The 25,258-nt window shown below is 71.0% G+C and carries 22 protein-coding genes and 1 pseudogene; 12 read left to right on the top strand and 11 right to left on the bottom strand.

Translation table 11 applies throughout. The features are described 5' to 3' along the window. Positions 1–72 precede the first annotated feature (72 nt). Positions 73–756, top strand: coding sequence for a uracil-DNA glycosylase (locus tag Q2K21_RS22060; RefSeq protein ID WP_310773673.1), 684 nt, complete (start codon positions 73–75; stop codon positions 754–756). Between the two features lie 185 nt (positions 757–941). After that, the gene (locus tag Q2K21_RS22055; protein WP_310773671.1) at positions 942–1,499 is read left to right on the top strand and encodes a hypothetical protein; all 558 of its coding nucleotides are present in this window, start codon (positions 942–944) and stop codon (positions 1,497–1,499) included. A 296-nt stretch (positions 1,500–1,795) separates the two neighbouring features. Here the strand turns inward: Q2K21_RS22055 and Q2K21_RS22050 are convergent, their stop codons facing one another. The 3 genes from Q2K21_RS22050 to Q2K21_RS22040 form a co-directional block, all read right to left on the bottom strand. Next, positions 1,796–2,254, bottom strand: a complete 459-nt coding sequence (locus Q2K21_RS22050) for a hypothetical protein (RefSeq protein WP_310773668.1) — start codon at positions 2,252–2,254, stop codon at positions 1,796–1,798. A gap of 112 nt (positions 2,255–2,366) precedes the next feature. Beyond that, a complete protein-coding gene (locus Q2K21_RS22045; RefSeq protein WP_310773666.1) occupies positions 2,367–2,879 on the bottom strand; it encodes a DinB family protein in 513 nt (170 codons plus the stop codon). 56 nt (positions 2,880–2,935) lie between these two features. Next, on the bottom strand, positions 2,936–3,526 hold the full coding sequence (locus Q2K21_RS22040) for a TetR/AcrR family transcriptional regulator (protein WP_310773664.1): 591 nt from the start codon (positions 3,524–3,526) through the stop codon (positions 2,936–2,938). Positions 3,527–3,624: 98 nt separating this feature from the next. Between Q2K21_RS22040 and Q2K21_RS22035 the strand changes: the two genes are divergently transcribed. Next, entirely contained in the window at positions 3,625–4,809 is a 1,185-nt protein-coding gene (locus tag Q2K21_RS22035) for an FAD-dependent monooxygenase (RefSeq protein ID WP_310773661.1), read from the top strand. A 10-nt stretch (positions 4,810–4,819) separates the two neighbouring features. Next, the gene (locus Q2K21_RS22030; RefSeq protein WP_310773659.1) at positions 4,820–5,731 is read left to right on the top strand and encodes a Gfo/Idh/MocA family protein; all 912 of its coding nucleotides are present in this window, start codon (positions 4,820–4,822) and stop codon (positions 5,729–5,731) included. Here Q2K21_RS22030 and lnt read toward each other — a convergent pair. The 3 genes from lnt to Q2K21_RS22015 all read right to left on the bottom strand — a co-directional run bounded on the left by lnt (position 5,649) and on the right by Q2K21_RS22015 (position 10,773). After that, on the bottom strand, positions 5,649–7,223 hold the full coding sequence (lnt, locus tag Q2K21_RS22025) for an apolipoprotein N-acyltransferase (RefSeq protein ID WP_310773656.1): 1,575 nt from the start codon (positions 7,221–7,223) through the stop codon (positions 5,649–5,651). The genes Q2K21_RS22030 and lnt overlap by 83 nt on opposite strands. Positions 7,224–7,317: 94 nt before the next feature. Beyond that, positions 7,318–7,797, bottom strand: a complete 480-nt coding sequence (locus Q2K21_RS22020; RefSeq protein ID WP_310773654.1) for a nuclear transport factor 2 family protein — start codon at positions 7,795–7,797, stop codon at positions 7,318–7,320. Positions 7,798–7,953: 156 nt separating this feature from the next. Next, entirely contained in the window at positions 7,954–10,773 is a 2,820-nt protein-coding gene (locus Q2K21_RS22015; protein ID WP_386277064.1) for a SpoIIE family protein phosphatase, read from the bottom strand. 326 nt (positions 10,774–11,099) lie between these two features. Here Q2K21_RS22015 and Q2K21_RS22010 point away from each other — a divergent pair, with 326 nt between their 5' ends. Together Q2K21_RS22010 and Q2K21_RS22005 are read left to right on the top strand one after the other, a co-directional pair. Continuing rightward, complete coding sequence (locus Q2K21_RS22010; protein WP_310773648.1) at positions 11,100–11,840, top strand: SDR family oxidoreductase; 741 nt, start codon at positions 11,100–11,102, stop codon at positions 11,838–11,840. Then, positions 11,830–12,393: a chloramphenicol phosphotransferase CPT family protein gene (locus Q2K21_RS22005; RefSeq protein WP_310773646.1), complete on the top strand. Its 564-nt coding sequence runs from the start codon at positions 11,830–11,832 to the stop codon at positions 12,391–12,393. The genes Q2K21_RS22010 and Q2K21_RS22005 overlap by 11 nt, the downstream gene beginning before the upstream one ends. Before the next feature lie 18 nt (positions 12,394–12,411). Here Q2K21_RS22005 and Q2K21_RS22000 read toward each other — a convergent pair whose 3' ends face one another. After that, positions 12,412–12,591, bottom strand: a complete 180-nt coding sequence (locus tag Q2K21_RS22000; protein WP_310773643.1) for a hypothetical protein — start codon at positions 12,589–12,591, stop codon at positions 12,412–12,414. A gap of 266 nt (positions 12,592–12,857) precedes the next feature. Here Q2K21_RS22000 and Q2K21_RS21995 point away from each other — a divergent pair, with 266 nt between their 5' ends. Then, positions 12,858–12,995: a hypothetical protein gene (locus tag Q2K21_RS21995; RefSeq protein WP_310773640.1), complete on the top strand. Its 138-nt coding sequence runs from the start codon at positions 12,858–12,860 to the stop codon at positions 12,993–12,995. A gap of 278 nt (positions 12,996–13,273) precedes the next feature. Here Q2K21_RS21995 and Q2K21_RS21990 read toward each other — a convergent pair whose 3' ends face one another. Next, a complete protein-coding gene (locus tag Q2K21_RS21990) occupies positions 13,274–13,624 on the bottom strand; it encodes a hypothetical protein (protein WP_310773639.1) in 351 nt (116 codons plus the stop codon). Positions 13,625–13,779: 155 nt separating this feature from the next. Between Q2K21_RS21990 and Q2K21_RS21985 the strand changes: the two genes are divergently transcribed. After that, complete coding sequence (locus tag Q2K21_RS21985; protein ID WP_310773636.1) at positions 13,780–18,207, top strand: cation-translocating P-type ATPase; 4,428 nt, start codon at positions 13,780–13,782, stop codon at positions 18,205–18,207. A 78-nt stretch (positions 18,208–18,285) separates the two neighbouring features. Here Q2K21_RS21985 and Q2K21_RS21980 read toward each other — a convergent pair whose 3' ends face one another. Beyond that, positions 18,286–19,083, bottom strand: a complete 798-nt coding sequence (locus Q2K21_RS21980) for a helix-turn-helix domain-containing protein (protein WP_310773634.1) — start codon at positions 19,081–19,083, stop codon at positions 18,286–18,288. An 86-nt stretch (positions 19,084–19,169) separates the two neighbouring features. On the opposite strand from Q2K21_RS21980, the gene Q2K21_RS21975 reads away from it, so the two are divergent. Together Q2K21_RS21975 and Q2K21_RS21970 are read left to right on the top strand one after the other, a co-directional pair. Further along, on the top strand, positions 19,170–20,144 hold the full coding sequence (locus Q2K21_RS21975) for an LLM class flavin-dependent oxidoreductase (protein ID WP_310773631.1): 975 nt from the start codon (positions 19,170–19,172) through the stop codon (positions 20,142–20,144). Positions 20,145–20,352: 208 nt separating this feature from the next. Continuing rightward, positions 20,353–20,889 (top strand): DUF4240 domain-containing protein, encoded by a 537-nt coding sequence (locus Q2K21_RS21970; RefSeq protein WP_310773628.1) that lies wholly within the window; start codon positions 20,353–20,355, stop codon positions 20,887–20,889. A gap of 521 nt (positions 20,890–21,410) precedes the next feature. Here the strand turns inward: Q2K21_RS21970 and Q2K21_RS21965 are convergent. Then, positions 21,411–22,122 (bottom strand): annotated as a pseudogene (locus Q2K21_RS21965) (IS701 family transposase); the annotation flags it as partial. A 261-nt stretch (positions 22,123–22,383) separates the two neighbouring features. Between Q2K21_RS21965 and Q2K21_RS21960 the strand changes: the two are divergent. Further along, entirely contained in the window at positions 22,384–23,046 is a 663-nt protein-coding gene (locus Q2K21_RS21960; protein WP_310773625.1) for an HAD family hydrolase, read from the top strand. Here Q2K21_RS21960 and Q2K21_RS21955 read toward each other — a convergent pair. After that, positions 23,027–24,253: a helix-turn-helix transcriptional regulator gene (locus Q2K21_RS21955; protein ID WP_310773623.1), complete on the bottom strand. Its 1,227-nt coding sequence runs from the start codon at positions 24,251–24,253 to the stop codon at positions 23,027–23,029. The genes Q2K21_RS21960 and Q2K21_RS21955 overlap by 20 nt on opposite strands. A 410-nt stretch (positions 24,254–24,663) precedes the next feature. On the opposite strand from Q2K21_RS21955, the gene Q2K21_RS21950 reads away from it, so the two are divergent. Continuing rightward, positions 24,664–25,152 (top strand): DUF6415 family natural product biosynthesis protein, encoded by a 489-nt coding sequence (locus Q2K21_RS21950; protein WP_310773621.1) that lies wholly within the window; start codon positions 24,664–24,666, stop codon positions 25,150–25,152. The last annotated feature ends 106 nt before the right edge of the window (positions 25,153–25,258 follow it).

Raw genomic sequence — 25,258 nt, 5'->3', positions numbered from 1 at the left:
CGGGGGCAGGTTGTCAGTGGTCGCCTGTAGGTTCTGAGACCTGGAAGTGACCGCACATCGGAGGAACTTGACGTGACCGACATCGCCATGCTGCCGGAGTCCTGGCGGGGCGTTCTGGGCGACGAACTGCAGCAGCCCTATTTCAAGGAGCTCACGGAGTTCGTCGAGGAGGAGCGCGCCAAGGGTCCCGTCTACCCTCCGCGTGACGAAGTCTTCGCCGCCCTCGACGCCACGCCGTACGAGAAGGTGAAGGTGCTCGTCCTCGGTCAGGACCCGTATCACGGCGAGGGTCAGGGACACGGTCTGTGCTTCTCCGTGCGGCCCGGTGTGAAGACCCCGCCGTCACTGCGGAACATCTACAAGGAGATGCAGGAGGAGCTGGGCACGCCGATCCCGGACAACGGCTATCTGATGCCGTGGGCCGAGCAGGGCGTGCTGCTGCTCAACGCGGTGCTGACGGTGCGCGCGGGCGAGGCGAACTCGCACAAGGGCAAGGGCTGGGAGAAGTTCACGGACGCGGTGATCCGTGCCGTCGCCGGCCGGCCGGACCCGGCGGTGTTCGTGTTGTGGGGGAACTACGCGCAGAAGAAGCTGCCGCTGATCGACGAGACGCGGCACGTCGTCGTCAAGGGCGCGCACCCCTCGCCGCTGTCCGCGAAGAAGTTCTTCGGCTCGCGTCCGTTCACGCAGATCAACGAGGCGGTGGCCCGGCAGGGGCACGAGCCGATCGACTGGACGATCCCGAACCTGGGATGAGGCCCGGGGCGGGGGCGGGGCCCACCGCGGTCCTACCCTGCCCGCGCCGGTCACCGGTGGCCGCGCGTCGTCACCGTCATGGCCCAGCGTCCCTACGGAGCCGCCTGAGCGCGATTGTCGGTGGCGGCGGTTAGCGTCGTGGGGGACGGGTGACACACCGGGGGGTCACGAGCGTGGAGGACGCGGTGGCGGAGCGACAGGAGCAGGCGGCGCCGGACGCCGTGATGAGCCGGATCGGGCAGGTCGTCATGCTGCACCACGGCGGCGACCGCGAGGAGGCCCGGGATCGTTTCCTGCGGCTGTGGGCGGAGATCGGCGAGGCCGGCGACCCGCTGCACCGCTGCACGCTGGCGCACTACATGGCGGACACGCAGGACGACCCGACGGACGAACTCGCCTGGGACCTGAGGGCGTTGTCGGCCGCCGAGGAACTCACCGACGAGCGCGTCGCCGAGCACGACGGCGCGCTCGCGGTGCGCGCCTTCTACCCATCGCTCCATCTGAACCTGGCCGCCGACTATGTGAAGCTCGGCCGCTCCGAGGCCGCCCGCGTCCACCTGCGCCGGGCCCGCGGCGCGGCGGGCGCCCTCGGCGACGACGGCTACGGCGACGGCGTCAGGGCGGCGATCGGCCGCCTGGAGCGGCGGCTCGCGGCAGAGGGGCCGACGGGCGGCGCACCCGAACCCGGACCCCTGGACGGTCCGGGCGGGAAGACCCTGGGGCCGCCGAGACAGCGGCCGTAGCGAGGCTCCGGGGCAGTTGCCCGGGTGTCCCCTGCTTCTCTCGGAAGGGCCCCGTGTTTCGGTTCAACGCCCGCAGGCGCTCCCGCGGGCGGGGGCGACCCCTCCTCCTTGGAGGCGCAACGTCCGCAGGTGCTCCCGCCGGGCGGCCCTCGTCCTCCTCGAAGGGTTCAATGCCCGCAGGCGCTCCCGCGGGCGGCCCCTCCTGCTTGGAGGCGCAACGCTTGCAGGTGCTCCCGCCGGGTGGCCCATCGCTTGCAGGTGCTCCCGCCAGGTGGCCCATCGTCCTCCTGGAAGACTCAACGCCCGTAGGTGCTCCCGCAGATGCGTGCCTCGGGACTGTCCGGCTGCCATCCCCCGTACCTGCGGCCGAGCGCGCATACGTCCGCGTTCTTGGGGATCGCCTCGGAGACGGCCGGCGGTGCCTCGCTGTGCGGCGCGGGACGGGCATGCCCGGGGCGCGGGGCCGCGGGTGGTCGGTGAGGGGTTCCCGCCGTCGCGGCGGTGGTCGGCAGGGGCGGGCGATGCGGGGTGGGGGCCGGCGACGGGTGCTGGGAGGGCCGGACCATCTCCAGTGCCTCCCGGGCCGGGGCCTGGACGACGCGGCTCTGCGCGCTGCCGTCGGGGTGTGGGGCCGCCGGGAGCGGGGGCGCCGGCGGCGGGCCGGGAGCAGTCGGTCGCTGGACGGTCACACAGCCGGTGAGGGCCGAGACGGCCACGGTGACCAGGAGCGTTGCGGTCGTCGTCGTTCGATGCACCCGCGCAACTCTGCTGTGTCCGGGCCGCTTTGGGGGGCGGACGGGCGAAGGATGCCCCGCACGGGTGATGTCCGGCCCCGTACGGAGGGCGCGGACCCGCAGACGGGTGACGTCAATCTCCGGTGACCCCGTCGATCCGCTCCCGGATCAGGTCGGCATGGCCGTTGTGCCGGGCGTATTCCCCGATCATGTGGCTGTAGATCCAGCGCAGGCTGAAGGGCTCGTCGGTGAATTTGCTCGGGCCCCTGGAGAGGTCGTCCAGGCCGAAGCCGGCCGCGTACCGCCGGGCGATCTCGATCTCGGCCTGCCAGGTGGCGTACGCCTCGTCCCATGTATCGGCCTCGGTGAGGCGGAACTCGCCGTCCCGGTCCTTGTCGCCGGAGTAGAGCGGCCCCGGGTCGTCACCCACGAGGACCTTGCGGAACCAGCACCGTTCCACCTCCGCCATGTGCCGCACGAGCCCCATCAGGGAGAGCGCAGACGGCTCCACCGAGGCGGTCCTGAGCTGGGCCTCGGTGAGGCCTTGGCACTTCCGCGCGAGGGTCCGGCGGTAGTGGTCGAGCCAGCCTTCGAGCATGGCGCGTTCGCCGGCCATCTGGGCGGGCCTGGTGTGCTGCGTCGTCATGCCCGCATCGTGGCCCAGGCCTGCGGAGCCCACCAGGAGTTTTCCGGGTGCCCGGGTCAGTCGTCGAGCATCCCTTCCAACAGCTCCGACAGACTCGCGCGTACCTCGTCCAGGCTCGGTACTTCGGCGTGGAAGGTACCGGCCACGCACGAGAACATCAGCCCATCCGCCCAGGCGACCAGCGACAGTACATGCCGGGCCGGGTCCGTCGAGCCCAGCGCCGTGACCAGGGCGGTGAGCAGGTCGCGGAAGCGGGCGCCCGTGGCGTCGTAGTACGCCCGCAACTCGGGGCGGCGGGTGGCCTCCAGGGCGAGTTCGTAGCGGGCGACGAGCAGTTCAGGGTTGCGGGTCAGGGAACGGTGGACCGCCAACGCAAGGCCGCCGACCAGCGAGTCGAGCCCGCCGCGCGGATCCGGCATCTCGTGCAGCGCGAGCAACCGCGCCTCCCGCTCGGCATGCCGACGCACCGCGAGCTCCAGCAGCGCCTGGCGGGTGCGCGCCAGGTTCGAGGTCGAGCCCTGGGGCAGCCCGGCCGCCTCGTCGACCGCCCGGTGCGTGAGCCCGCGCATACCGCGCTCGGCGAGCAGGGCGAGGGCGGTGTCGGCGACGAGGTCGGCGCGGGAGGCGCCGGTGGTGCGTACGGACATGGAGACCAACCTACCCGTGACACTACGTCTGTAGTAGGGTCCGGGGTCGTGCTCGTACTACATTTGTAGTGAGCGTCTGCATGGGTCGAGGAGGAGCCATGGCACAGTCGTCGCGCGCGGTCGTCGTAGGGGGCGGGATCGGGGGCCTGGCCGCTGCCGTGGCCCTGCACCGGCGCGGTTGGCGGATCACCGTGCTGGAGCGCGCTCGCTCCCTGGAGCCGGTCGGCGCGGGCATCTCGCTGGCCCCCAACTCCCTGCGCGCCCTGGACGTCATCGGGCTCGGCGACGAGATCCGCGACCTGGCCGTCCGGCAGGCCGAAGGCGGACTGCGCACGCCGGGCGGCCGCTGGCTGGCTCGGACCAGTACCGCCGCCGCCGTCGAGCGCTTCGGCGGCCCGCTCGTCCTGCTGCCCAGGGCCACGCTCATCGACCGGCTGGCCGCTCGGCTTCCGGCCGGAAGCGTGCGCACAGGCGCCGACACGCGCCTCACCGACCCCGGAGACGCCGATCATCCGGCTCGCGTGACCAGCCCGGACGGTGAGCTGGAGGCCGACCTGGTGGTCGCGGCGGACGGCATCCACTCCGCCGTACGGCGGTCGCTGTTCCCGGACCATCCCGGACCCGTCTACTCCGGATTCACCGCCTGGCGGGTCCTGCTCCCGGTGCCCGGCGTGAACTTCGCCTCGCACGAGACGTGGGGCCGGGGCCGCATCTGGGGCACGCACCCGCTCAAGGACGGCAGGGTCTACGCGTACGCCGCCGCCGTCGCGCCCGCGGGGGAGCGCGCACCCGATGACGAGAAGGCCGAACTCGTCCGCCGGTACGGCGACTGGCACGACCCGATCCCCGCCGTCCTGGCCGCCGCCCGCCCCGAGGACGTCCTGCGACACGACGTCCACCACATCGCCGAGCCGCTGCCCGCGTTCCACTCGGGCCGGGTCGCCCTGCTCGGCGACGCAGCGCACGCCATGCCGCCGAGCCTCGGCCAGGGCGGCAACCAGGCCATCGAGGACGCGATCGTGCTCGCCCACCACGGCGACGACCTCGCCGCGTACACGGCGGCCCGGCTGCCCCGTACGACCGCCATCGCCCGACAGGCCGTCAGGACCGCGCGGCTGACCATGATGACCAACCGCGTCGGCATGCTCGTACGCGATGCCACGATCGCCGGACTGTCCCTGGCCGGGCCCGCGCTGTTCCTGCGCAGCTTCGACGGAATCGCCGACTGGCGGCCCCCGCGGCAGCCGTATGCTTCCGACGAGGCACCCGTCGGCAACCCCTAGGAGACATCCCGTGAAGGTCGGCTGCATCGGACTCGGCGACATCGCGCAGAAGGCCTATCTGCCGGTGCTCGGGCTGCAGCCGGGGATCGAACTGCACCTCCAGACGCGGACCCCCACGACGCTCCACCGGGTCGCCGACAGCCTGCACCTTCCGCGGCAACAGCGGCACGCCGACCTCGACGCGCTCGTCGCCCAGGACCTCGACGCGGCGTTCGTGCACGCGTCCACCACCGCCCACCCCGAGATCGTCACCCGGCTCCTGGAGGCGGGCGTACCGACGTACGTCGACAAGCCCCTCGCCTACGAACTCGCCGCCTCCGAACGCCTGGTACGGCTCGCGGAGGAGCGGAACGTCAGCCTGGCGGTGGGCTTCAACCGGCGATACGCCCCCGGATACGTCCAGTGCGCCGACCATCCGCGCGAGCTGATCCTGATGCAGAAGAACCGCGCCGGACTGCCCGAGGAACCGCGCACGATGATCCTCGACGACTTCATCCACGTCGTCGACACTCTGCGGTTCCTGGTGCCGGGGCCGGTCGACGACGTGACCGTACGAGCCCGGGTCGAGGGCGGGCTGCTGCACCACGTGGTGCTCCAGCTGGCCGGCGACGGCTTCACGGCGCTCGGTGTGATGAACCGGCTGAGCGGCTCCGCCGAGGAGATCCTGGAGGTCTCCGGGCAGGACACCAAGCGGCAGGTGCTCAACCTCGCCGAGATCATCGACCACAAGGGCCAGCCGACCGTGCGACGGCGCGGCGACTGGGTGCCGGTGGCCCGGCAGCGCGGCATCGAGCAGGCCACGCTGGCCTTCCTGGACGCCGTCCGCGCGGGCAAGGTGCTCAGCGCCCGTGACGCACTGGCGACCCATGAACTGTGCGAGCGGGTGGTGGCTGCGGTGCAGGAGCGCCCCGTCGCACTCTGAACGCCCGGACGCCCTCCGTCGCGCACAGTCCGGCGAGCACCAGCAGGGCCGCGTGCAGCGGCCAGTCGCCGAAGCGGACGTACGGGGTGACGCCGTGGGCGAGCGGGACGTCGTACACCGCTGATGTGCTCCGGTCGGTCCCCAGCCACGAGCCGACGCGCTCGCCGCTCGGTCCGTAGACGGCGGAGACGCCGGTCAGTGTGGCGTGCACCATCGGGCGGCCGGTCTCCGCGGCGCGCAGCGCTGCCAGCGAGGCGTGCTGCTCCGGCGCCCAGCTGTCCTGGAACGTCGACGTCGAGGACTGGGCGAGCAGCACCTCGGCGCCGTCCTGCGCGAGATGCCGGCTCATGTCCGGAAACGCGGACTCGAAGCAGACCATCGGGCCCACGCGCAAGCCGTGTCCGACCTTCATGACCACCTGCTCGCTGCCGCGCCTGCGGTCCTCGCCGGCCGCCTTGCCGACCGAGGTGGCCCAGCCGAGCACGGACCGCGCCGGTATGTACTCACCGAACGGGACGAGCCGCATCTTGTCGTAGCGTTCACCGGTCGGGCCCTTCGGACCGATGAGCACGGAACTCTTGTAGATGCCGGGGCGGTCGGAGCGGCGGGCGTCGACGTTGACGAGGATGTCGGCCTTCACCAGCCGGGAGAGCGCCGCTACCCGGTCCGCCAGATCGGGCCGTCTCGCGAGGTCGTAGCCGACGCTGCTCTCGCCCCAGACCACCAGGTCCACGTCCTGCCCCGCGAGTTCCCGGGTCAACTGCTCCTCGCGGTCGAACCGTTTGCCCCCGCTGTCCATGCCGTCGACGACTCCCGGCTGGACGACCGCGATCCGCACCCGCCCGTCGACGTCGGGACGCGGCGACCAGACCCAGGCCGCCGAGGTCGCGGCGGCCGTCGCGACGAGCCCGGCCACAGCCGGTACACGCGCCTGGCGCACCGACACCAACAGGGCGAGGGCCACGTTGACGCTCACGACCAGGAAACTCAGCAGCCACACCCCGCCGATCGAGGCGAGCCGCAACGCGGGCTCCACCTGCCACTGACTCGACCCGAGCAGCCCCCAGGGACCTCCGAGCCCCTGCCAGGAACGCACGAGCTCGACCATCAGCCAGCCGGAGGGCAGCACGACGAGAGCCGCGCCGAGCCGCCCCGGCGAGGGCACACCGGCCAGGAAGCGCCGCACCAGCCAGCCCCAGGGCGCCCACAACGCGCCGAGCAGCGCCGCGATGACGAACGTGAACACGTTCAGACTCGGCAGCAGCCAGTGGTGCACGGCCACCATGAAGCCGAAGCCACCGAGCCAGCCGTCGTACGCGGCCCGCCTCCCGGTCGGCGCCGACCGGGCGAGCAGAATCCACGGGACCAGAGCGATGTACGCGAACCACCACCAGGAGGGCGCCGGGAAGGCCAACATCGGCAGCGCACCCGCGAGCGTGACGGCGGCACCGCGCCGCCACCGGGAGGTGAGCCAGTCGCTGGACATCCTCATTCGGCGCATCCCTCCCCGGTGTGTACCTCCATCCAGTGTGCGCGCAGGAGAGGATCTTCGACAGGGGGCGTGAGGGTGCGCGAGGAGGGGCGCGCTAGGTGTCCTGCTGCCGCACTCGCGGTGTCCGGCGCCACTTCTCCCGTACGACCACCTCGCGCAGCCGCCAGCCCTCGCCCGTGCGCAGGAACGCGAAGGCGTACCGTCCGCCGCAGACGAAGTCCGGCTCGGACGGCCCGCCGTCCGGCCCCGCGAACCGCATCGGATTGACGTAGTCGGCCTGGATCCGGGCCGTGTCACCGATGTCCTGCTCCAGGAGACCGAACCGGACGCGCCGGTTGACGATCAGGTGCTGGCGCATCGGAAACAGCCGCATGGTCTCCTCCAGCCACCCGGCCACCTGCCCGGCATCGCCCTCGATGCCGCCGGCCGAGCGGTAGTCGGCGCGCCCGTCCACCGTGAACAGCCGTCGGTACGCCTCCCAGTCGCCGTCGTCCACGGCCACCGCGTACTCGGTGACGAGTCCGTCGACGGCCAGCCGGTCCATCACGGTCGCGAGCTCCACGCGCTGGGTCATCGGCTCAGTGTTGGGGACGGAAGATGCACAGCCAAGGGGTGTGCAGGGGATTTCGGGTCCGCCGGGCCGGAGCGAGCCCTCTGTTACAAAGGGTGGATCGGCCTCGCGGGGTGGACGGGGCTCGCAGGGCGGACCGGCTCGCAGGGCGGACCGGGCTCACAGCACGGAATCGTCGTACTGATCGAGGAGAGCGTCGACCGGTGCGGAGCCCACGGCGGCGGACGCGCCGTCGTGAAGAGTCTGTTCCGCCCAGATGACCTTGCCGCGAGAGGTGTACCGCGTTCCCCATCGCTGGGCGAACTGCGCCACGAGGAACAGCCCCCGCCCGCCTTCGTCCATGGTTGCCGCCCGCTGCAGCCGAGGCGAGGTGCTGCTGCCGTCCGACACCTCGCAGATCAGACAGCGCCCGTACAGCAGCCGCACGTTGACGGGTGGCGATCCGTACCGGATGGCGTTCGTGACCAGCTCGCTGAGGATCAGTTCCGAGGTGAAGCCGATCTCCTCCAGCCCCCACTCCCGCAGCTTCTCCTTGCACTTCGCCCGTACCGAGGGCACCACCGCCGGGTCCGGCGGCACGTCCCACTCGGCCACGCACGAGGGCGGGACCAGCCGGGTTCGCGCCACCAGCAGCGCGATGTCGTCCGAGGGGTGCGCCGGCTTCAACGCGTCGATCACCGCCTGACACGTCTCCTCAGGAGTGTGTCCCCCGACCCCGTCCAACGCCCGGCGCAGGCCCTCAAGGCCGATGTCCAGGTCACGGGCGCGGTCCTCCACCAGGCCGTTGGTGTACAGCACGAGCCGTGAACCCTCCGGCAGGTGCAGCTCGGCGGTCTCGAAGGGGTAGCCGCCCAGTCCGAGCGGGGCCGAGGCCGGCACCTCGGGACAGGTGACGGTCCCGTCGGGAGCCACCACCACCGGGTCGGGATGTCCCGCACGGGCCATCGTGCACACTCCGGCGATCGGGTCGTAGATGGCGTACAGACAGGTCGCCCCCGTCACCCCCTCTCCTTCGTGGTCATCCGCGGCCTCCTCGGTGCCCTCCTCGTTGTCCATGCGGACGACCAGGTCGTCCAGGTTTCCGAGCACCTCGTCCACGGGCAGGTCCAGCGTGGCGAAGTTGTGCACCGCGGTGCGCAGGCGCCCCATCGTCGCCGCCGCGTGCACCCCGTGACCGACGACGTCGCCCATCACCAGCGCCACTCGGGCGCCCGGCAGCGGGATGACGTCGAACCAGTCCCCGCCCACGCCCGCCTCCGCAGGCAGATACCGCCAGGCCACCTCCAGCGCGTCCTGATCCGGCTGCCCCCGCGGCAGCAGACTGCGCTGCAGGGTGACCGCCATGGCGTGCTCCCGCGTGAACCTCCGGGCGTTGTCGATCGCCACCGCCGCCCGCGCGGCCAGTTCCTCGGCGAAGGACCGATCCTCCGGCTCGTACGCCGGGGAATCCACGATCCGGTAGAAGTTCGCCACGCCCAGTGGCACACCCCGCGCCTGAAGCGGCACGGTCACCAGCGAACGCAACCCGCGCTCCAGGGCTTTTCGGGCGCGATCCGGATCCTGCTGCTGCCAACCGCGGGCCTGCCGCAGGTCTGCCTCCAGCACGCTGCGCCCCTGCCGCAGCGTCCGCATCTGCGGGGTTCCCGGCGAGAACGTGATCACTTCGCCGAGCGGATACACCGGCATCATCTGCTGCTTGCCGCTGATCGCCGCACGGCGCAGACGCCGCCATCCCTCCGCTGTCGGCTCCCACCCGCGCAGTACCGCGTCCAGCAGATCCACCGTGACGAGGTCGGCGAACCGCGGCACCGCCACTTCGGCCAGTTCCTGGGCCGTACGCCACACATCCAGCGTCGTCCCGATCCGCACCCCGGCCTCGTACAGCAGCGTCAGCCGCTTCCGTGCCACCTCGGCCCGCCCCGACACCGCCGCCAGCTCCGTGGTGTCCCGCAACGTCACCACGCTGCCTCCCCGGCCCTCGTCCGCGTCCGCGTCTGCGTCCGGGAACGTGGGCCGCTTGTTCACCGCCAGCAACCGGTCCTCCGCGAGATGCACCTCATCGGTCACCGTCTCCCGCGATATGAGCACATCCTTGATCTGCTCCGGCAGCGCCAGCTCCCGCACAGGGCGCCCCTGCGCGTCCGCCGGCAGGCCCAGCAGTCGCTGTGCCTCGTCGTTGGCCAGCAGCAGTCGTCCGTCGGCGTCCGTGATCAGCACCCCTTCCCGCACCGAGTGCAGGACCGCGTCGTGGTGCTCGTACATCCGCGTCAGCTCCACCGGGGCCAGACCGCGCGTCTGCCGCCGCAGCCGCCGGTACACCAGCGTCGTCCCGGCCGTGGCCAGCGCGAGCGCGACCGCGCCGGTACCGAGGATGATCGGCAGCTGTGGCATCCACATGCGCGCCACGTTCTTGACCGTGATCCCGGCGGACACCAGGCCGACGACCGTGCCGCGCGAGTCGGTCACCGGGACCACCGCCTGCACGGCCGTTCCCTTGCCCGCGGGAAGCGGCGGACCGCCGGCCTGCTCGATGACGGTACGGCCCTCCAGCGCCGGTCCGATGGTGCCGACGAACTTCTTCCCGATCTCCTGCGGGTAGGGATACGTATAACGAATTCCCTGGGTGTTCATGGCGACGATGAAATCCACGCCCGCCTTCTTCCGTGCCGCTTCGGCCTTCGGTTGCAGCACTGCGGTCGGGTCGCGGCTGCGCAGCGCCTGCGCCACGCCAGGGGCATTCGCGAAGGACTGGGCCGCGACGACCGACTCGCGACGCCCTTCCTCCACTGCGTCGCGCGCCGCCTGAAGCAGCAGGGCCGCCACCGCGGCGACAACCAGGAGCACCACGATCACGATCTGGAGGAGGAACACCTGCCCGGCCGTACTGCGCGGGTTCAGCAGGGAAGCCCGACGATCACGTGAGCGACCGGTGGGTGGATGACGCCCCGGGCCCCGATATCGCCAGAAAAATACCCTCATATAACCTTCATAGCACCGCTGTGCGAGCCCGGAGCGACTCACCGATGCCCTCTGCGTAACCGTCTCCGCGCACGAGACACGGCTCGTCCGCATCGCCGCTCGGTGAGGGCCTGGCCGACGGACAGAGGCGGCTGCGGGGCGGCGTCACGCATATGAACCGCTCGCCGGAAGATCCACGGGCTCGTGCGCGAGGGTGAACTCGGCCGCGAGGCGGCGCTGTTGGCTGAGGGACGGGCCTACCCCCGAGTGAAGACGCCTCGTGCGTCTGCGATCGTAGGGTGATCCACTTCAAGCTGTCGGCACGAGTCGAAAACGAGGAGACAGTTATGGCGCGTCCGGTCACGGTGGTCACGGGCGGCAGTCGGGGGATCGGCGCCGCGACATGCGTGCGGCTCGCGGTGGACGGGCACGACGTGGTGCTCGGGTACGTGCGGGACGGCGAGGCCGCGGAGCGGACCGCGAGCGCCGTACGGGCGGCCGGCGCACAGTGCGTCACGGTGCGCGCGGACACGTCCGTCGAGGCAGACGTGGACCGGCTCTTCGCCACGGCCGCCGACACGCTCGGGCCGGTGACGGGCCTGGTGAACAACGCCGGCGTGACCGGCTCGCAGGGCCGGCTCGCGGACACGGACACCGCCGTTCTGCGCCGGGTCGTCGAGGTCAACCTCCTGGGCGCGCTGCTGTGCGCACGCCGCGCCGCCCAGGTGATGTCGGCCCGGGGGAGCGGTGTCATCGTCAACGTGTCGTCGGCGGCGGCGACGCTGGGCAGCCCCGGCGAGTACGTGCACTACGCGGCGACCAAGGCCGCGGTGGACACCCTGACGGTCGGGTTGGCCAAGGAACTCGGTCCTGAGGGCATCCGGGTCAACGGGGTCGCTCCCGGGGTGATCGACACCGAGATCCACGCGACGACGGGCGATCCGGGGCGCGCCGATCGGGTGGGGGCCACGACCCCGCTGGGTCGTGCCGGCCAGGCGGAGGAGATCGCCGCGGCGATCTCCTGGTTGATGTCCCCGGAAGCCTCGTACACAACGGGTGGCGTCCTGAGGGTCGCCGGTGGACGCTGACGGCGGGCGCGGCGGCCTGATCGTCTTTCTCAACGGCACGTCGAGTGCGGGCAAGTCGAGCATCGCCGCGGAGCTGCTGCGGATCGTCGACGAGCCCTGGTTCCATATGCCCGTCGACGCGTTCCACGCGATGAGGTCCGGGCCGGAACTGCCGTCGGACGAGCTGAAGGCGATGCTGCGCCGCACCTGGCGGGGCTACCACCGGGCCGTGGCCGGGATGGCCGCCGCGGGCAACAACGTCGTCGTCGACCATGTGCTCAGTGAGAGGTGGCGGCTGCGGGACTGTCTGGAGCTCTTCCCGGCTCAGGACGTGGTGCTGGTGGGGGTGCGCTGTCCGCGGGAGGAGCTGGAACGTCGTGAGCGCGCCCGCGGTGACCGCCCCTTGGGGCTGGCGGCACGACAGATCGAGGTGGTGCATGCCCACGGCGTGTACGACCTGGAACTGGACACGAGCCGCACGGATCCGGCCGAATGCGCCCGTCGCATCAAGGAGTTCCTGCCGGGGCGCCCGACTCCCACGGCCTTCCAACGCCTGCTGACCGAGGCCCGGTGAGGGAACGACGGAGCGTGTTCAGGCCGCCTCGATGACCTCGCTGCGTATCGCTGCCGCCCACTCCACGACCAGCAGCTCGTACTCCGCGCGTTCCTGAGCCGACAGAGAACCGCCCGCGCGCAGCCAGAGGGCGCGAATGCGCTCGTTTAAGTCGTCGGCAGACCGCGCGGAACCAGGGCTCATGGAATCGGGGGACATGCGGGCAAGCCTAGGGGCAAGGACTGACAGTGCGCTACCGCACGGCTACCCGCGCGATATGCGGTTGGTCACGAAGACCCGGACCGTCCTTCGCCGCCGTCCGAGCGCACCGGAGGCGCCGGGCATTCGCGCGTAGCGACACCGCCACGTTCCGTTTGTTCACCCAAGCGACACCAAACGTATGTCTGCCGGGCACCCGCGGTGGGCGAAAGGGCTGCATTGTCGGATATCGGACACCCGCATCCGAGTACAGAAAGTCAGCCGACATGGGCGAGATTCTTGTAGCCGTCGCGACGAAGATGGGCATCGCGCTCGCCGAGGCGATCATCCTGCGCCTCGTATGGCACGTGTGGTCCGTGTCCGCGCGCACGCTGCGGACGGTGGCCGTACCGGCAACCGCGTAAGACAGGTGGCCGTGCCGGCAACCGCGTAAGACAGGTGGCCGTGCCGGCAACCGCGTAAGACAGGTGGCCGTGCCGGCAACCTCGTAACACACAGACGGCCGTACCGGTGGCCGCGCAATAAAACAGGCGGCCGTACCGGCAGCCGCCTCCACAGCAGGCGGCCGTACCGGCAGCCGCCCGACACAACAGGCGCCCGGCAGCGCTGACGCTGCCGCGCGCCCTTGGGTTGCGGGCTTCGGTCCGCGGTCTTCCCGGCCGGTCACCGACCCGGTGCCGCGCTACTCCGTCGCCTGCAGTTCTCCTTCGCGCCGCTCCTTCCTGCTACTGCGCACCAGCCAGGTGGCCCCGCCGACAGCCAGGGCCACTGGCCATTCCAGGGCCCCCGCCACGGCCATCGCCCCGAGGGCCCCGTAGAACGCGAGGTCCTTGGCCGGTGGCCTGCCGGGCAGTCGGGCCGTCGCCTCGCGGGCTGTGATCGTCAGATCGTCCCTGGTGAGGTACGGAATCGGCACCGAAGGGTGCAGCGTGCGCGTGTGCAGGTGAAGACCGGCTCCCCCGTGAGCCTGTGTCTCAGCGGCCTGCTTCTCGGACGCGAAGCCCCCTCTTGTGGCCTCCGCAGTCTTACCCATCCCCCTTCTCCCTTCGTCGGAGTCGGTGTGGTGTGCCCTTCAATTCTCCCGCGCGTCGGGTGGCGTGTGCGCGTTGAAAGCGGTGCGATGGAAGAGGCTGATGGTGGCCGTCAGCACGTAGGGAGTGGGGGGCCGCTGGGAGCTGGTGATGCACTGTGGCAGTACCGGGGCGCGGTCTGCTGCGGTCCGTGGTGTCGTGCGCGGCCGGTGCGCTGCAGAACGAGGCTCGGGCACGCGTACGTGTCTTCGGACCGCGTGTGCACGTCGCGGTACGGGGTCTGCGCGCCGGTGACCTGCCCGAGTCCGCCGCGAAGAGGCTGGCCAAGGACGTCGAGCGGCGGCTGCGGTCCCTGCGCGGCGTCGAGTGGGCCGTGGTGAACGGCGTACTCGGACACGCCGTCGTCGGCCTGGTGGACCCGGCCGACGCCGAGGCGATCACGGAGGCGCTGGTCGAGGCGGTCGAGGCGGTGGAGGAGGCGCACGGCGTCGAGTACCCGCTGCCCGAACATCCCGCGTCCGGCGGGACGGTCCGCAGGGCCGGGTGGGCCGCGGCCATGCACCTCGCGGCCGCCCCCGCGGCCGCGGCTGCCGGCCTGACGCACTTCACCCCCATCCCCTCAGGGCTCGCGGCGCTCCTCCCGATCGTCGACACCCACCCCCGGCTGAGACGCCTCGTGGACCAGGCGATCGGCCGAGAGAACGCCGGGGCGCTGCTGGCCGGGCTCACGGCGGTGAGCCAGGCGGGTTCCGGCGGAGTCGTGGGAGTCGCCGTGGATGCCCTCCGGCACACCCTGCGCATGATGGAAGCCGACGCGGAGGCCGCCACCTGGGCCGAGGCCGAGCCGCGTCTGACGGGCAGCGCCGAAACCGGGGCCTACCACGCGGCGGCCGAGGCGCCGCCCCGAAAGACGCCGCTGAAGCCCGGACCGGTCGAGCGCTACGCCGACCAGGCACTTGCCGTGGCCGCGGCGTCCTTCGCCGGATCACTCCTGCTCACCCGGCGCCCCCGAAGGGCAACCGGAGCGGCGCTGGCGGCGATCCCCAAGGCGCCGCTCCTGGCACGCGAAGGCTTCGCCTGCGCCTTGGGCCGCGGCCTCGCCCGCCGGGGAGTCGTCGTGGCCGACCCCGACGCGCTCAGGAGGCTGGACCGGATCGGCACCCTGCTCCTCGACACGGACACCCTCGCCACCGGGTCCCATCTGCTGGCCGACCTGGTCGCGCTGGACGACGAGGTACCCCCGGGTGAACTCGCCGCGACGGCCCACCGGCTCTTCGACGGCTCCGCCCCGAACCGCCTGCGCCGGGACGGCGAGTGGGTACTGGGGCCGGTCGACGACCTGTCACTGCGAGGACGCACCGGGGAACAGGCCAGGGAACGGCTGCACCGTGAGGGCGCGCCGCTCGTGCTGGGCCTGGCGCGCCGACGGCACCTGCTCGCCGTGGTCAGCGTGCTGCCCGAGATGCACGACATGGCGAGCGCCTTCGTCCCGGCCGCCCAGGCGGCCCGGCTCAAGGTCGTGGCCGCAGGCGCGCACACCGGCGACGCGTCCGTGCGGGACGCCGACGCGGTCAGCGGTGAAGGCGACCTGCTCGACGCCGTACGGGCCCTGCAGCGCGGCGGCGACGGCGTGCTGCTGGTCTCCGACGACCGCCGCGCCCTCAGGGCCGCCGATGTCGGGGTGGGCATCGCGGACTCCGAGGGGACTCCGCCCTGGGGCGCGGATCTGTACCTGCACGCCGATCCTGCGTCGGCCGTCATGATCGTGGAGGCCTGCCGCAGCGCACGGGATACCGCGCACTGGGGAGCCCGGATCGCCCAGGCCGCGGCCGTCGTCGGCGGGACCGCGGTGCTGGCCGGCGAGGCACGGCGGCCTGCGGCCCGCGGTGTGACGGCGTTCAACGCGGCGGCAGGGCTGGGAATCGGTGTCGGTGTCTGGGCGGCGGTACGGCTGCTGCGGCGCCCCCCGCCGGTGACCGCGTCCCGCCAGCCCTGGCATGCGATGGACCCGTCCACCGTGCTCGCCAGAGCAGGGGGCAGCGACGGCGGCCTGACGACCGAGGAGGCACGGACCCGGGTGACGACCACCGGCGAACGGGTGCCGACGGTCTCGCTCGGCCGGGCCTATCTGGCCGAAATGACCAACCCCCTCACGCCCGTCCTGGGCGCCGGAGCAGCCATGTCCGCGTCGGTCGGCGCCGCCCTCGACGCCGTCGTCATCGTGGCGGTCACCGCGTTGTCCGGGCTCTTCGGAGGCTTCCAGCGGCACAGGACCGAACGGGCGGTGGCCCGGCTGCGGCGCGAGTCGGCCGTCATGGCCAAAGTGCTGCGGGACGGCGAGGAGACCACCGTGCCCGCCGAGGAACTGGTCGTGGGCGATGTGGTGAACCTGAACGCCGGTGATGTGGTGCCCGCCGACGGCCGGCTGCTGGAGGCGCATCATCTGGAGGTCGACGAGTCGGCGCTGACCGGTGAGTCGCTGCCGGTGGCCAAGGACATCGCGCCCGTTCTGGCCTCCGGCCTCGCGGACCGTACGTCCATGGTCTACGAGGGCACCACCGTCGCGGCCGGCCGCGCCCGTACGGTGGTCGTCGCGACCGGCACGGCCACCGAGGCGGGCCGGGCCGCGGCAGGCGGACGCGGCGCCGCACCCGCCGCCGGAGTGGAGCGCCGACTGACCCGGATCACCCGCACCACCCTGCCGGTGGCCCTCGGATCGGCCGCAGCCGTCGTCGCGGCGGGCATGCTGCGCGGACGCCCCACCCGGGACACCGTCGGCGCGGGTGTGGGACTGGCCGTGGCGAGCGTTCCCGAAGGGCTGCCGTTCCTGGTCTCGGCGGCCCAACTCGCCTCGGCCAGAAGGCTGTCCGCACGCGGGGCCCTGCTCAGGCACCCCCGCACCATCGAGGCGGCCGGCCGCACGGACGTCCTGTGCTTCGACAAGACCGGAACCCTCACCCAGGGGCGGATCTCCCTCGTCGCCGTGGCGGCCGACGGCGAAAGTCTTCCCCTCGAATCGCTCGGCGACGAACAGCGCGCCGTACTCGCCGCGGCACTGCGGGCGACACCACGCCCGCACGGCGGCAGGAGGCTGGAACACGCCACCGACGGCGCGGTCACCGAGGGCGCGGAGGAGGCGGGAGTGGACCGGACGACGGGCGCGCCGGGCTGGCGGCGCACCGCGAGCCTGCCGTTCGAACCGAGCCGTGGCTTCCACGCGACCCGGGGCCGTCGTGGCAAGCGCCGGATCCTGTCGGTGAAGGGGGCGCCGGAGGAGGTCGTCGACCGCTGCGCCACCCGCGGCGGCCGGCCCATGGACCGGAAGGCACGCAAGGCCGTCCTCGCGGCGGGCGAGAAGCTGGCGGCCCAGGGCAAACGGATCCTCGCCGTCGCCGAACTCCGGGACGCCCCCGGCGGCGAGCTCACCGACGAGACGGTCACCGGCCTGGACTTCCTGGGCTTCGTCGCGTTCGCCGACCGGGTACGCGGCACCGCCGCCGAGGCGGTGCGCCGGCTGGCGGACGCCGGAGTGCAGATCGTGATGATCACCGGCGATCATCCCGGGACCGCCGAGTCGATGGCCCGTGAACTGGGTGTCCTGAACGGCAGACGGGTGGTGACGGGTGCCGAACTCGACGACCTGGACGAGCGTGCCCTCGACGCCCTGCTGCCCGAGGTGGCTGTCGTCGCCCGTGGCACCCCCGTGCACAAGGTCCGCGTGGTACAGGCGTTCCAGCGCCTCGGGCGCACGGTCGCGATGACCGGCGACGGGGCCAACGACGCGCCGGCCATCCGGCTCGCCGACATCGGGATCGCGTTCGGCACTCGGGCCACGCCCGCCGCGCGTGCCGCGGCCGACCTCGTCGTCACGGACGACAGGCTGGAGACGGTGGTCGCCGCGCTCGTCGAGGGACGCGCCATGTGGGCCTCGGTACGGCAGGCCCTGGCGATCCTCGTCGGCGGGAATCTCGGCGAGATCGCCTTCACCCTCCTCGGGGCGGCCGCCACCGGCACCTCACCCCTGACCGCCCGCCAGCTCCTGCTGGTCAACCTCTTCACGGACCTCGCCCCGGCCATGGCCGTCGCCCTGCGCCCGCCCCACCCCGAGGCCGCCGAGCGCATGCTCCATGAGGGCCCCGAGGTCTCCCTCGGCACGGCCCTGACGGAGGAGGTGGTCTGCCGTGCCGTGGCCACCACCCTCGGCGCCACGGCGGGCTGGCTCGCGGCCCGCTTCACCGGCCGCGCCACCCGTGCCCGCACGGTCGCCCTGGTCGCCCTGGTGGGCGCGCAACTCGGCCAGACCCTGCTGGCCGGGGGCCGGAGCAGGGCGATCGTCATCTCCTCCGTCGGCTCCCTGGCCGCACTCGCGGCGGTGGTCCAGACCCCGGTCCTAAGCCAGTTCTTCGGCTGCACGCCGCTCGGTCCCGTGGCCTGGGCGATCGCCCTGTCGGCGGCGGCCGGGGCGACGGTGAGCGCGCCGTTCCTTCCGCCGTTGATCGGGCGGGTCCGGGGGGCGGTGCCGCGGCTGCTGCCGACCGGCCGGACCATGATGCGGGACGCTCAGCCTGCGGACTCTCCCGCGTGACGACGCGGGACACTGCCACCGAAACCGGCGACGTTGTTGGTGGGGGCTTGGAGATTCTCGTGCTCGACGACGGTCGGATCAAGGCCCGCTACATGTTCTCGGGGGCCTGACCGTAGCAGCAGTATCAGCAGAGGCCATTAGCCCGGCGGCCGCCGAGAGAGCCTCGGCCGTCGCCGGGTCGGCCGGTAGGAGCGCCTCCAGCTTCAGCTCGGCAAGTGTCACGTCAACGGCGGTGGCGAAGGTCGTCACGGTCGTCATCAGACGCAGCTCACCGTACGAGGACTGCAGGCGGAGCGGAACCGCGAATCCGAGTGGCGCGGCGGAGGGCTCCAGCTCGGGAACGTACTCGGTGAGCTCGGCGCGCAACTCCTCCAGGTGGCCGAGGCGTGTCAGGATGTGGCGCGCCCATTCGGCGAGGTTGCGGATGCGGGGAGCCAGGCCGTCGGGATGCAGCGCAAGGCGGTAGACGTTCGTGCCCGGGCCCACCAGCTCGGCGGCCGCACCCTCGGTGATCAGGTCGAACGCGGTGTTCGCGGCGATCATGTCACCGCCCCGGTCCACAACAAGCGCCGGATACGGCAGATGCCCCCGGAGGATGTGATCGATCGCCGTGCGCACGGGGGCCAGCACCGGGTCGTCGAGTGAGCTCTCGGGGTAGGCGGGCGCGTACCCGGCGGCCAGCAGCAGCTCGTTGCGCTCCCGCAGCGGCAGTTCCAGTGACTCGGCCAGGCGTACGACCATGTTCCGGCCGGGGACGGACCTGCCGGATTCGATGAAGCTGACGTACCGCTGGGTGGTACCCGCCCGCAGCGCCAGGTCGAGCTGGCTGAGATGACGGCGGGCACGACGTTCGCGAAGCGCACGAGGGAAGTCCACGGGCCTGTTGTAATGGCCGCGGAGGGTCTCAGGCCATTCCCCGCAGGGAATTGTCGCCACCCGCCCCGGTGGTGAACATCGCCGACATGGACATCGGTGTACTGCTTCCGACCGGAACTGCCCAATGGGGCCCGGCCGACGACCCTCGCGAGCTGGTCGCCTTCGGCCGCCAGGCCGAACGCTCGGGGTTCTCCTCGCTTTTCGTCAACGATTCCCTGATCAGCCCGCGCATCGAGGCGCTCACGATGCTGGCCGCGCTCGCCCCGGCGACCGAGACCGTGACTCTGGGTACGGCTGCGCTGATGCCGTTCCTGCGACGGCCGATCCAGACCGCGCAGTCACTTGCGTCGATCGACCTGCTGTCCGGTGGCCGGCTCACCGTGACCGTCGGCGCAGGCTTCCCCGGCCGCTTCGGACGGCCCCTCTACACGCTGTCCGAGGTGCCGTGGGAAAGACGCTTCGCCCGCCTGGACGAGACGGTCGCGCTGTGGCGGGCCCTGTGGGACGGCGCCGACTCCTTCCACGGCGAGATCCTCCGGTTCGCTGACATCCCGCCCACGACCAGGCCGTCCCGAGCCGGCGGCCCGCCCATATGGCTCGGCGGTGCGACCCCCGCAGCGCTGGCCCGCACCGGTCGGATGTACGACGGATGGCTGCCTTACCCGCCCGACCCCGCCGACTACGCATCCGGCCTCCGCGATGTCCGCAAAGCGGCGGCCGACGCCGGACGTACGGCCGAGGACATTACCCCCGCACTGTTCGTCTCGGTACGGATCGACGAGGACATCGAGAGCGGCCGTAGGGCACTGGACGCTTACGCGCGGGCCACATACGGCGTGCCGCTCGAGGAGTTGGAGAGGATCCAGGCAGTCGTCACCGGCTCCGCCGACCAAGTGCTCAAGCGCCTGGGGCGGTACGTTGCCGCCGGCGTGCGGCACATCGTCGTACGCCTCGGCGCCCTGGACCTGCGCTCCCAGCGCGACCAGCTCGAACGGGCGGCAGACCTGATCCCCGTCCTCCAGACGGCAGCGGATCACGCTTCCACCTCGGAAGGCTCCTGAGCCTGGCCCGACTGACCCGGAGTGACGATTACGGGACAGCCCTTGAAGCGTGTGCAGAAGGCCGTGATTTCGCATCCTCTACGGGGCTGTTGGGGCTCGTGGCCATGCGGCGAGGGCGAGGTTGTGCATGCGGGCGACGGGGAATGCTCTGACGGCCAATCTCACGAGACCGGTGCGGTGTCAGTACCAGGTGGCATGCTCTGCCGCCATGAACAAGCAGCACTTCTGGCAGCTCATCGAGGCAGCCCGCAACCAGGCGTCCAACCCGAACGACGGAGAAGCTGTCGCTCAGCGGGCAACCTCACTGCTGGCCACACAGTCGGCCGAGGAGATCGTTGCCGCTCAGCAGGTCTTGTGGGACCTGATGGCCGACTCCTACGCGAACCCTCTGTGGGCCGCTGCCTACGTGATCAACGGCGGATGCTCCGACGACGGCTTCGACTACTTCCGCGGCTGGTTGATCGTGCAGGGGCGCGAGGTCTTCGAGCGCATAGTCGCTGCTCCCGATGCGCTCGCAGATTTGCCTGTCGTGCGAGCTTCAGCGGCCAGCGGATTCGATCTCGATTGTGAGGAGACGCTGAGCATCGTCTGGAACGCACACGTCATGGCGACCGGCAAACAACTGCCTGACAACGCGTTCACCATCCGATACCCGGAGCTTGATCCCTCTTGGAACTTCGATTTCGACGACCGAGGGGAAATGACCCGCCGGCTGCCTGGCTTGGCGGCTCTTTACCTCGAGTAAGCGGATGCTGCGACCGGCTGTCTCCATGTTGTAGGCCGACCGGATGCCGGGCCGCGAGCTTCTGTGTGCGTGTTGGTGGGCGCTCACCGCCAAGGAGGCGGTCCACGGCCCAAAAGGCCCGCACCAGTCTTCGCCTGGTCTCTGACATGGCCGAGAGGGTAGCGCGCGCCGATCAGTCCTCGAACGGCGCGATGCCAGTTGGGCACGACGCTCCCCAGTTCGCCCCGAGAGGGTCACTTAGCTTGCTCCCTTGTCCCGCCCAGCCCCGCCGTACCCGTTCGAGTTTTTGCTGTCCAATACTGTTGTGATCTTCATGTCTGGGATGCGGCTTGTCGCCGGTAATGGCTGGCCCGTGATCGCTGCTGGTGGCGGCGCCGCCAGTCAGACCAGCCGAGCCGGTGGGCCACGTCGTGGGCGGGCCGGACGGTGACCGTGATGAACAGGCGCTGGATCTCGTTGCAGGACAGCGGGACCAGCGCGTCCGGGGCAGGGTTGCGTGCGTGCTCGTCGGCGCGGAGGACCGCGAGGAAGGCGTGGGCGAGCATCGCGAGGGTGACCCAGCGGATCCAGGAGGGGTAGCGGCGGACCTGGTGCTCGTCGAGTCCCGCCAGCCCCTTGCCGGCCTGGAAGGTCTCTTCCACACGCCACCAGGAGCCGGCAACCTTGACCAAGACAGCCAGGGGTGTGGGTTACCCAGTCGACGCGGTCTCCGGCGTCAAGGAACCGCTCGATCATCGTGCGGGCCAGGTCCGGTTTGGTCGCGAAGACGGTGTCCTGGCCCAGTCTTGCCGCCCGGCAGCGATCCGGGTCGCACGTCCAGGAGCGCGGGATGTACAGCTCCCGGTCGACCGCCGCGTGGCCCCGGGTGCCCGCGTAGACAAGGTAGACCGCGACCTGCGAGTTCTCGATCCGCCCGGCCGTGCCGGTGTACTGGCGCTGAACGGCAACGGTGTGAGTGCCCTTCTTCACATCGCCGGTCTCGTCGACGACCAGCACCGCGGCCTCGTCGTGGAGATGCTCAACGACGTATTCGCGCACATCGTCGCGGACGGCATCGGCATCCCAGACGGCATGGCACAGCAGATGCTGCATGCCGTGCGGGCTGCCCTCCCCGGCCCACTCCGCGATCGTCCAGCAGTTCTTGCGAGGCAAGTCCGACAGCAGGCCCAATACCAACCGCCCGGCCCGCAGCCGTGGTTCGACCCGGGCGAACCGGCCCGCGATCCGGCCCATGGCCACCTCGAACGCCTCCCGCCAACGGGCGGGATCTATGCTGTGCCCCGCGGCCACCGTCTCGTCGTTAGTCCACACAACTCACGATGATCAACGGTGGCCGCACCTGTCTCCGCACCGGCCCCGACCAGCAAGATCACGATCTACAGCTGGAGTATGAGGCCTCCGTCAGTGCTCCGATCCTGAGCATGTCCGTGCGGTGATGGTTTGCACACCCCCTGCCCGTGGATCGCTCGTGATCATCCCCTATACGCTGCCTGCATGATTCGCGCAGTGGTCTTCGACGTCGGCGAGTGCCTGGTGGACGAAACGACTGAATACGGAACCTGGGCCGATTGGCTTGGCGTACCTCGGCACACGTTCCACGCCATGTTCGGCGCTGTCATCGCTCAGGGCCGCGACTACCGCGAGACCTTCGAGGAATTCCGGCCGGGCTTCGACCTCTACGAGGAAAGAGAGAAGCGCACCGCTGCCGGGAAGCCTGAGACGTTCGGCGAGGCCGACCTGTACCCGGACGTGCGGGATGCGCTCGCCGCGCTCCGGGCTGACGGCCTCTGGCTGGGCATCGCCGGGAACCAGACCATACGCGCCGGCCGGATCCTGCGCGAGCTGTTCACCAACGACGTCGACCTGATCGGCACCTCGGACGACTGGGGCGCCAGCAAGCCTGACCCGGCGTTCTTCCACCGCGTCGCTGAAGTCGCGTCGGCCCAGCCTGACGAGATCCTTTACGTCGGCGATCGCGTAGACAATGACATCCGCCCTGCCGTCGCGGCCGGTATGCGTACAGCTCTTGTGCACCGCGGCCCATGGGCGACGATCCAGTGGCGGACGGAAGAGGCCGAGAAGCTTCCGAGTTTCAGGGTTGAGAGCCTCCTCGAACTGTCCGGGCTGATCGCTAACTTCAACGGCTCAGTGCGCTGACTGTCGTTGACCAGTCGTAGAGGCGGTCGTCCAGCTCGCGCACGCACTGCTCGTGCTGGTGCGGCGCCAGGGCGCGCCGGACCTCGCGGACACGGTCCATGCCCATGGCGTACCAGGTGCGCTCCAGCTGGTCGAGGGCGCGTAGCGCGTAGCGGCAGGCTTCTTCGGGCCGGCCGGCCGTAGCTTCGACGGCGGCGAGGTCTCCGAGGACAACGGTGGCCTGCTTCTCCTCATTGGAGTCGAGGGCGTCCAGGACGCCGAGCAGGGTCGCGCGGGCTTGAGGCAGGTGCCCGGCCTTGAGTTGGGTGTTGCCTTTGAAGGCGGCGAGTCGGACCGGAGAGAACCAGTCGAGCCAGTCGGGCGACTCGTGCTCGCCCCCAGCGTCGAGGACGGTCTCGGCATGCCCGATCAGGTGCAGCGCCGTACGGGTGTTGCCGCACCGGGTCTCGCACTCGGCTTCGACTGCGTCGAGCCACGCGAGCAACTCGGCTGATGCGGGGCCGCGGCGGGCGTAGGTGCGGGCGGCGACCATCCGCTCTGCGGCGGCGTCCCGCTCGTCTGCCCAACCGGGGATGAACGCGGTGTGCGCCAGAATCGCCGACCCGAGAAGCGGGTCGTCGGCTTCGCCCGCGGCCTGTAGCGCCCGCAGCAGGGTCTGTTGCGCGCGGTCGGTGTCGCGCAGGTCGAAGAACTCGATGCGCCCGGCGAGCAGCCACGTCTCCGCGAGCGCTGCCGCCATTCTCTGCCGCGTCTGGCCGGCGGTCTCCGGCAGCAGCGCACACCCAAGCGTGGCATGGGCAACAGCGGCAGGGTGGAGAGTGGCTGGGGCGACCGACCAGTACAAGCGTCGGTGCGACCGCGTGACAGCCTCGTAGTCAGCCGCGACCGTGGCGGGCTGCATTGCTGCGGCCTGTGTCGGTACCACCGCGAGCCCCACGGCGGCCGCCGTGGCGGCGAGGATTGTGCGCCGCCCGTGGTTGGTCTGAGCGCCGTGCGACGGGGTGAATCCGAGCGATTCCAGGTCCTGTCCGAGGACCCGTGTGAGGGCCTGGCCTACCTCTGGCTGGGGCCATGGAGGCGTGTCGGACTCCCATCGCCGCACCTGTCGGACACCGACGCCCAGCGCATCCGCGAGGGACTGCTGAGATGGATAACCAGCTGCCATGCGGGCGGACTTGAGGCGGGTGTTCCCCACGGGCCGTGCCACTGCTGCACCTCCATGTCGAGCACTGCGGCAAGTGTCCTTGCAAGTCCGCATGCTGGCTACCCGTCACCCCTAGGATCCAACGAAAGTCCTATTCAGTGCCATTAAAAGACCTCTTGAAGTCCTCGGATTCTGCATGCAAGAGGGCCACCCTTGAACGCACCTGAATGCTGCTGACACAGAGGAGCCTCTGCCATGCCGACCACGTGCTTACAGACTGCAGCAGGGTGCACCCTGCATGATGCGGGCGAGGACCGGGATGCGGTTCGCCTACTGCGCCAGCTCGAACTCGCCGCAATGGCCATCCTGCGCGGTCGGTACGGCGCCGTAGTGGACTACCCGCACAAGGAACCGGTCTACGACTTCGTCTTCTGGTCTGACAACGGATCGGAGCGTTTGGCATGGGCAGCGCTGTGGAGACGAACAACGACACTCGGGCGCCGGATATCGCGATGATGCGCGAAACCATCAACCGCCTGCTCACACCTACAGAGAACACGCCGCACACCAGCACCGAACTGGAGACGCTGACTGGCCTGTTGCGCGGGCACATGGAGCTGCTCATGCCGGAAGTCCAGGCGGCTGCCGTGAAGCTGCCCAAGGATGACGTGCCCCGGTACTGCGCGCTTGCCTGCATCGGTGAGGCCCGGCAGAGGCTCGCGGCTGAGCCCAGCCCCGTGCCGGGTGGCGACGGTGCGTACGCCCGTCGACTCGCCCGCTCGTTGGCAGCCCTTTGCGACCACTACGAGACGCTGACCGGTGTGTCGATGTGCCTGGCCTGCGACAAGCCGATCAAGGTCGGCGACGAGTCGGTGCCGTACGACCAGGTCAGCCCATCCGGCGGAGGGGTCGGAGCGGGCCGCGTCCACGCCCGTTGTGTCAACGCCTTGCATTGTCGTTGACGAGGGCCGCCCCGCCTTGGGCCGTCAAGAGCGATGCCCCCGCGGCCTGAATCTGCGGGGGCGTCGTCATTCCCGGGGTGGGAGCGACTGGGAGTTGATCAAGTGC

The sequence above is a fragment of the Streptomyces sp. CGMCC 4.7035 genome (genome assembly GCF_031583065.1).
Lineage (GTDB): Bacteria > Actinomycetota > Actinomycetes > Streptomycetales > Streptomycetaceae > Streptomyces > Streptomyces yaanensis.
The sequence above is the reverse complement of the archived record's forward strand: the minus strand, read 5'-3'. Positions and strand labels throughout refer to the sequence as shown.

Coding starts and splice junctions, on each gene's coding strand:
- Q2K21_RS22045 (WP_310773666.1), bottom strand. CDS start 2,879: ATGACGACGCAGCACACCAGGCCCGCCCAGATGGCCGGCGAACGCGCC.
- Q2K21_RS22040 (WP_310773664.1), bottom strand. CDS start 3,526: ATGTCCGTACGCACCACCGGCGCCTCCCGCGCCGACCTCGTCGCCGAC.
- Q2K21_RS22035 (WP_310773661.1), top strand. CDS start 3,625: ATGGCACAGTCGTCGCGCGCGGTCGTCGTAGGGGGCGGGATCGGGGGC.
- lnt (WP_310773656.1), bottom strand. CDS start 7,223: ATGAGGATGTCCAGCGACTGGCTCACCTCCCGGTGGCGGCGCGGTGCC.
- Q2K21_RS22020 (WP_310773654.1), bottom strand. CDS start 7,797: ATGACCCAGCGCGTGGAGCTCGCGACCGTGATGGACCGGCTGGCCGTC.
- Q2K21_RS22015 (WP_386277064.1), bottom strand. CDS start 10,773: ATGAGGGTATTTTTCTGGCGATATCGGGGCCCGGGGCGTCATCCACCC.
- Q2K21_RS22010 (WP_310773648.1), top strand. CDS start 11,100: ATGGCGCGTCCGGTCACGGTGGTCACGGGCGGCAGTCGGGGGATCGGC.
- Q2K21_RS22000 (WP_310773643.1), bottom strand. CDS start 12,591: ATGTCCCCCGATTCCATGAGCCCTGGTTCCGCGCGGTCTGCCGACGAC.
- Q2K21_RS21995 (WP_310773640.1), top strand. CDS start 12,858: ATGGGCGAGATTCTTGTAGCCGTCGCGACGAAGATGGGCATCGCGCTC.
- Q2K21_RS21990 (WP_310773639.1), bottom strand. CDS start 13,624: ATGGGTAAGACTGCGGAGGCCACAAGAGGGGGCTTCGCGTCCGAGAAG.
- Q2K21_RS21975 (WP_310773631.1), top strand. CDS start 19,170: ATGGACATCGGTGTACTGCTTCCGACCGGAACTGCCCAATGGGGCCCG.
- Q2K21_RS21970 (WP_310773628.1), top strand. CDS start 20,353: ATGAACAAGCAGCACTTCTGGCAGCTCATCGAGGCAGCCCGCAACCAG.
- Q2K21_RS21960 (WP_310773625.1), top strand. CDS start 22,384: ATGATTCGCGCAGTGGTCTTCGACGTCGGCGAGTGCCTGGTGGACGAA.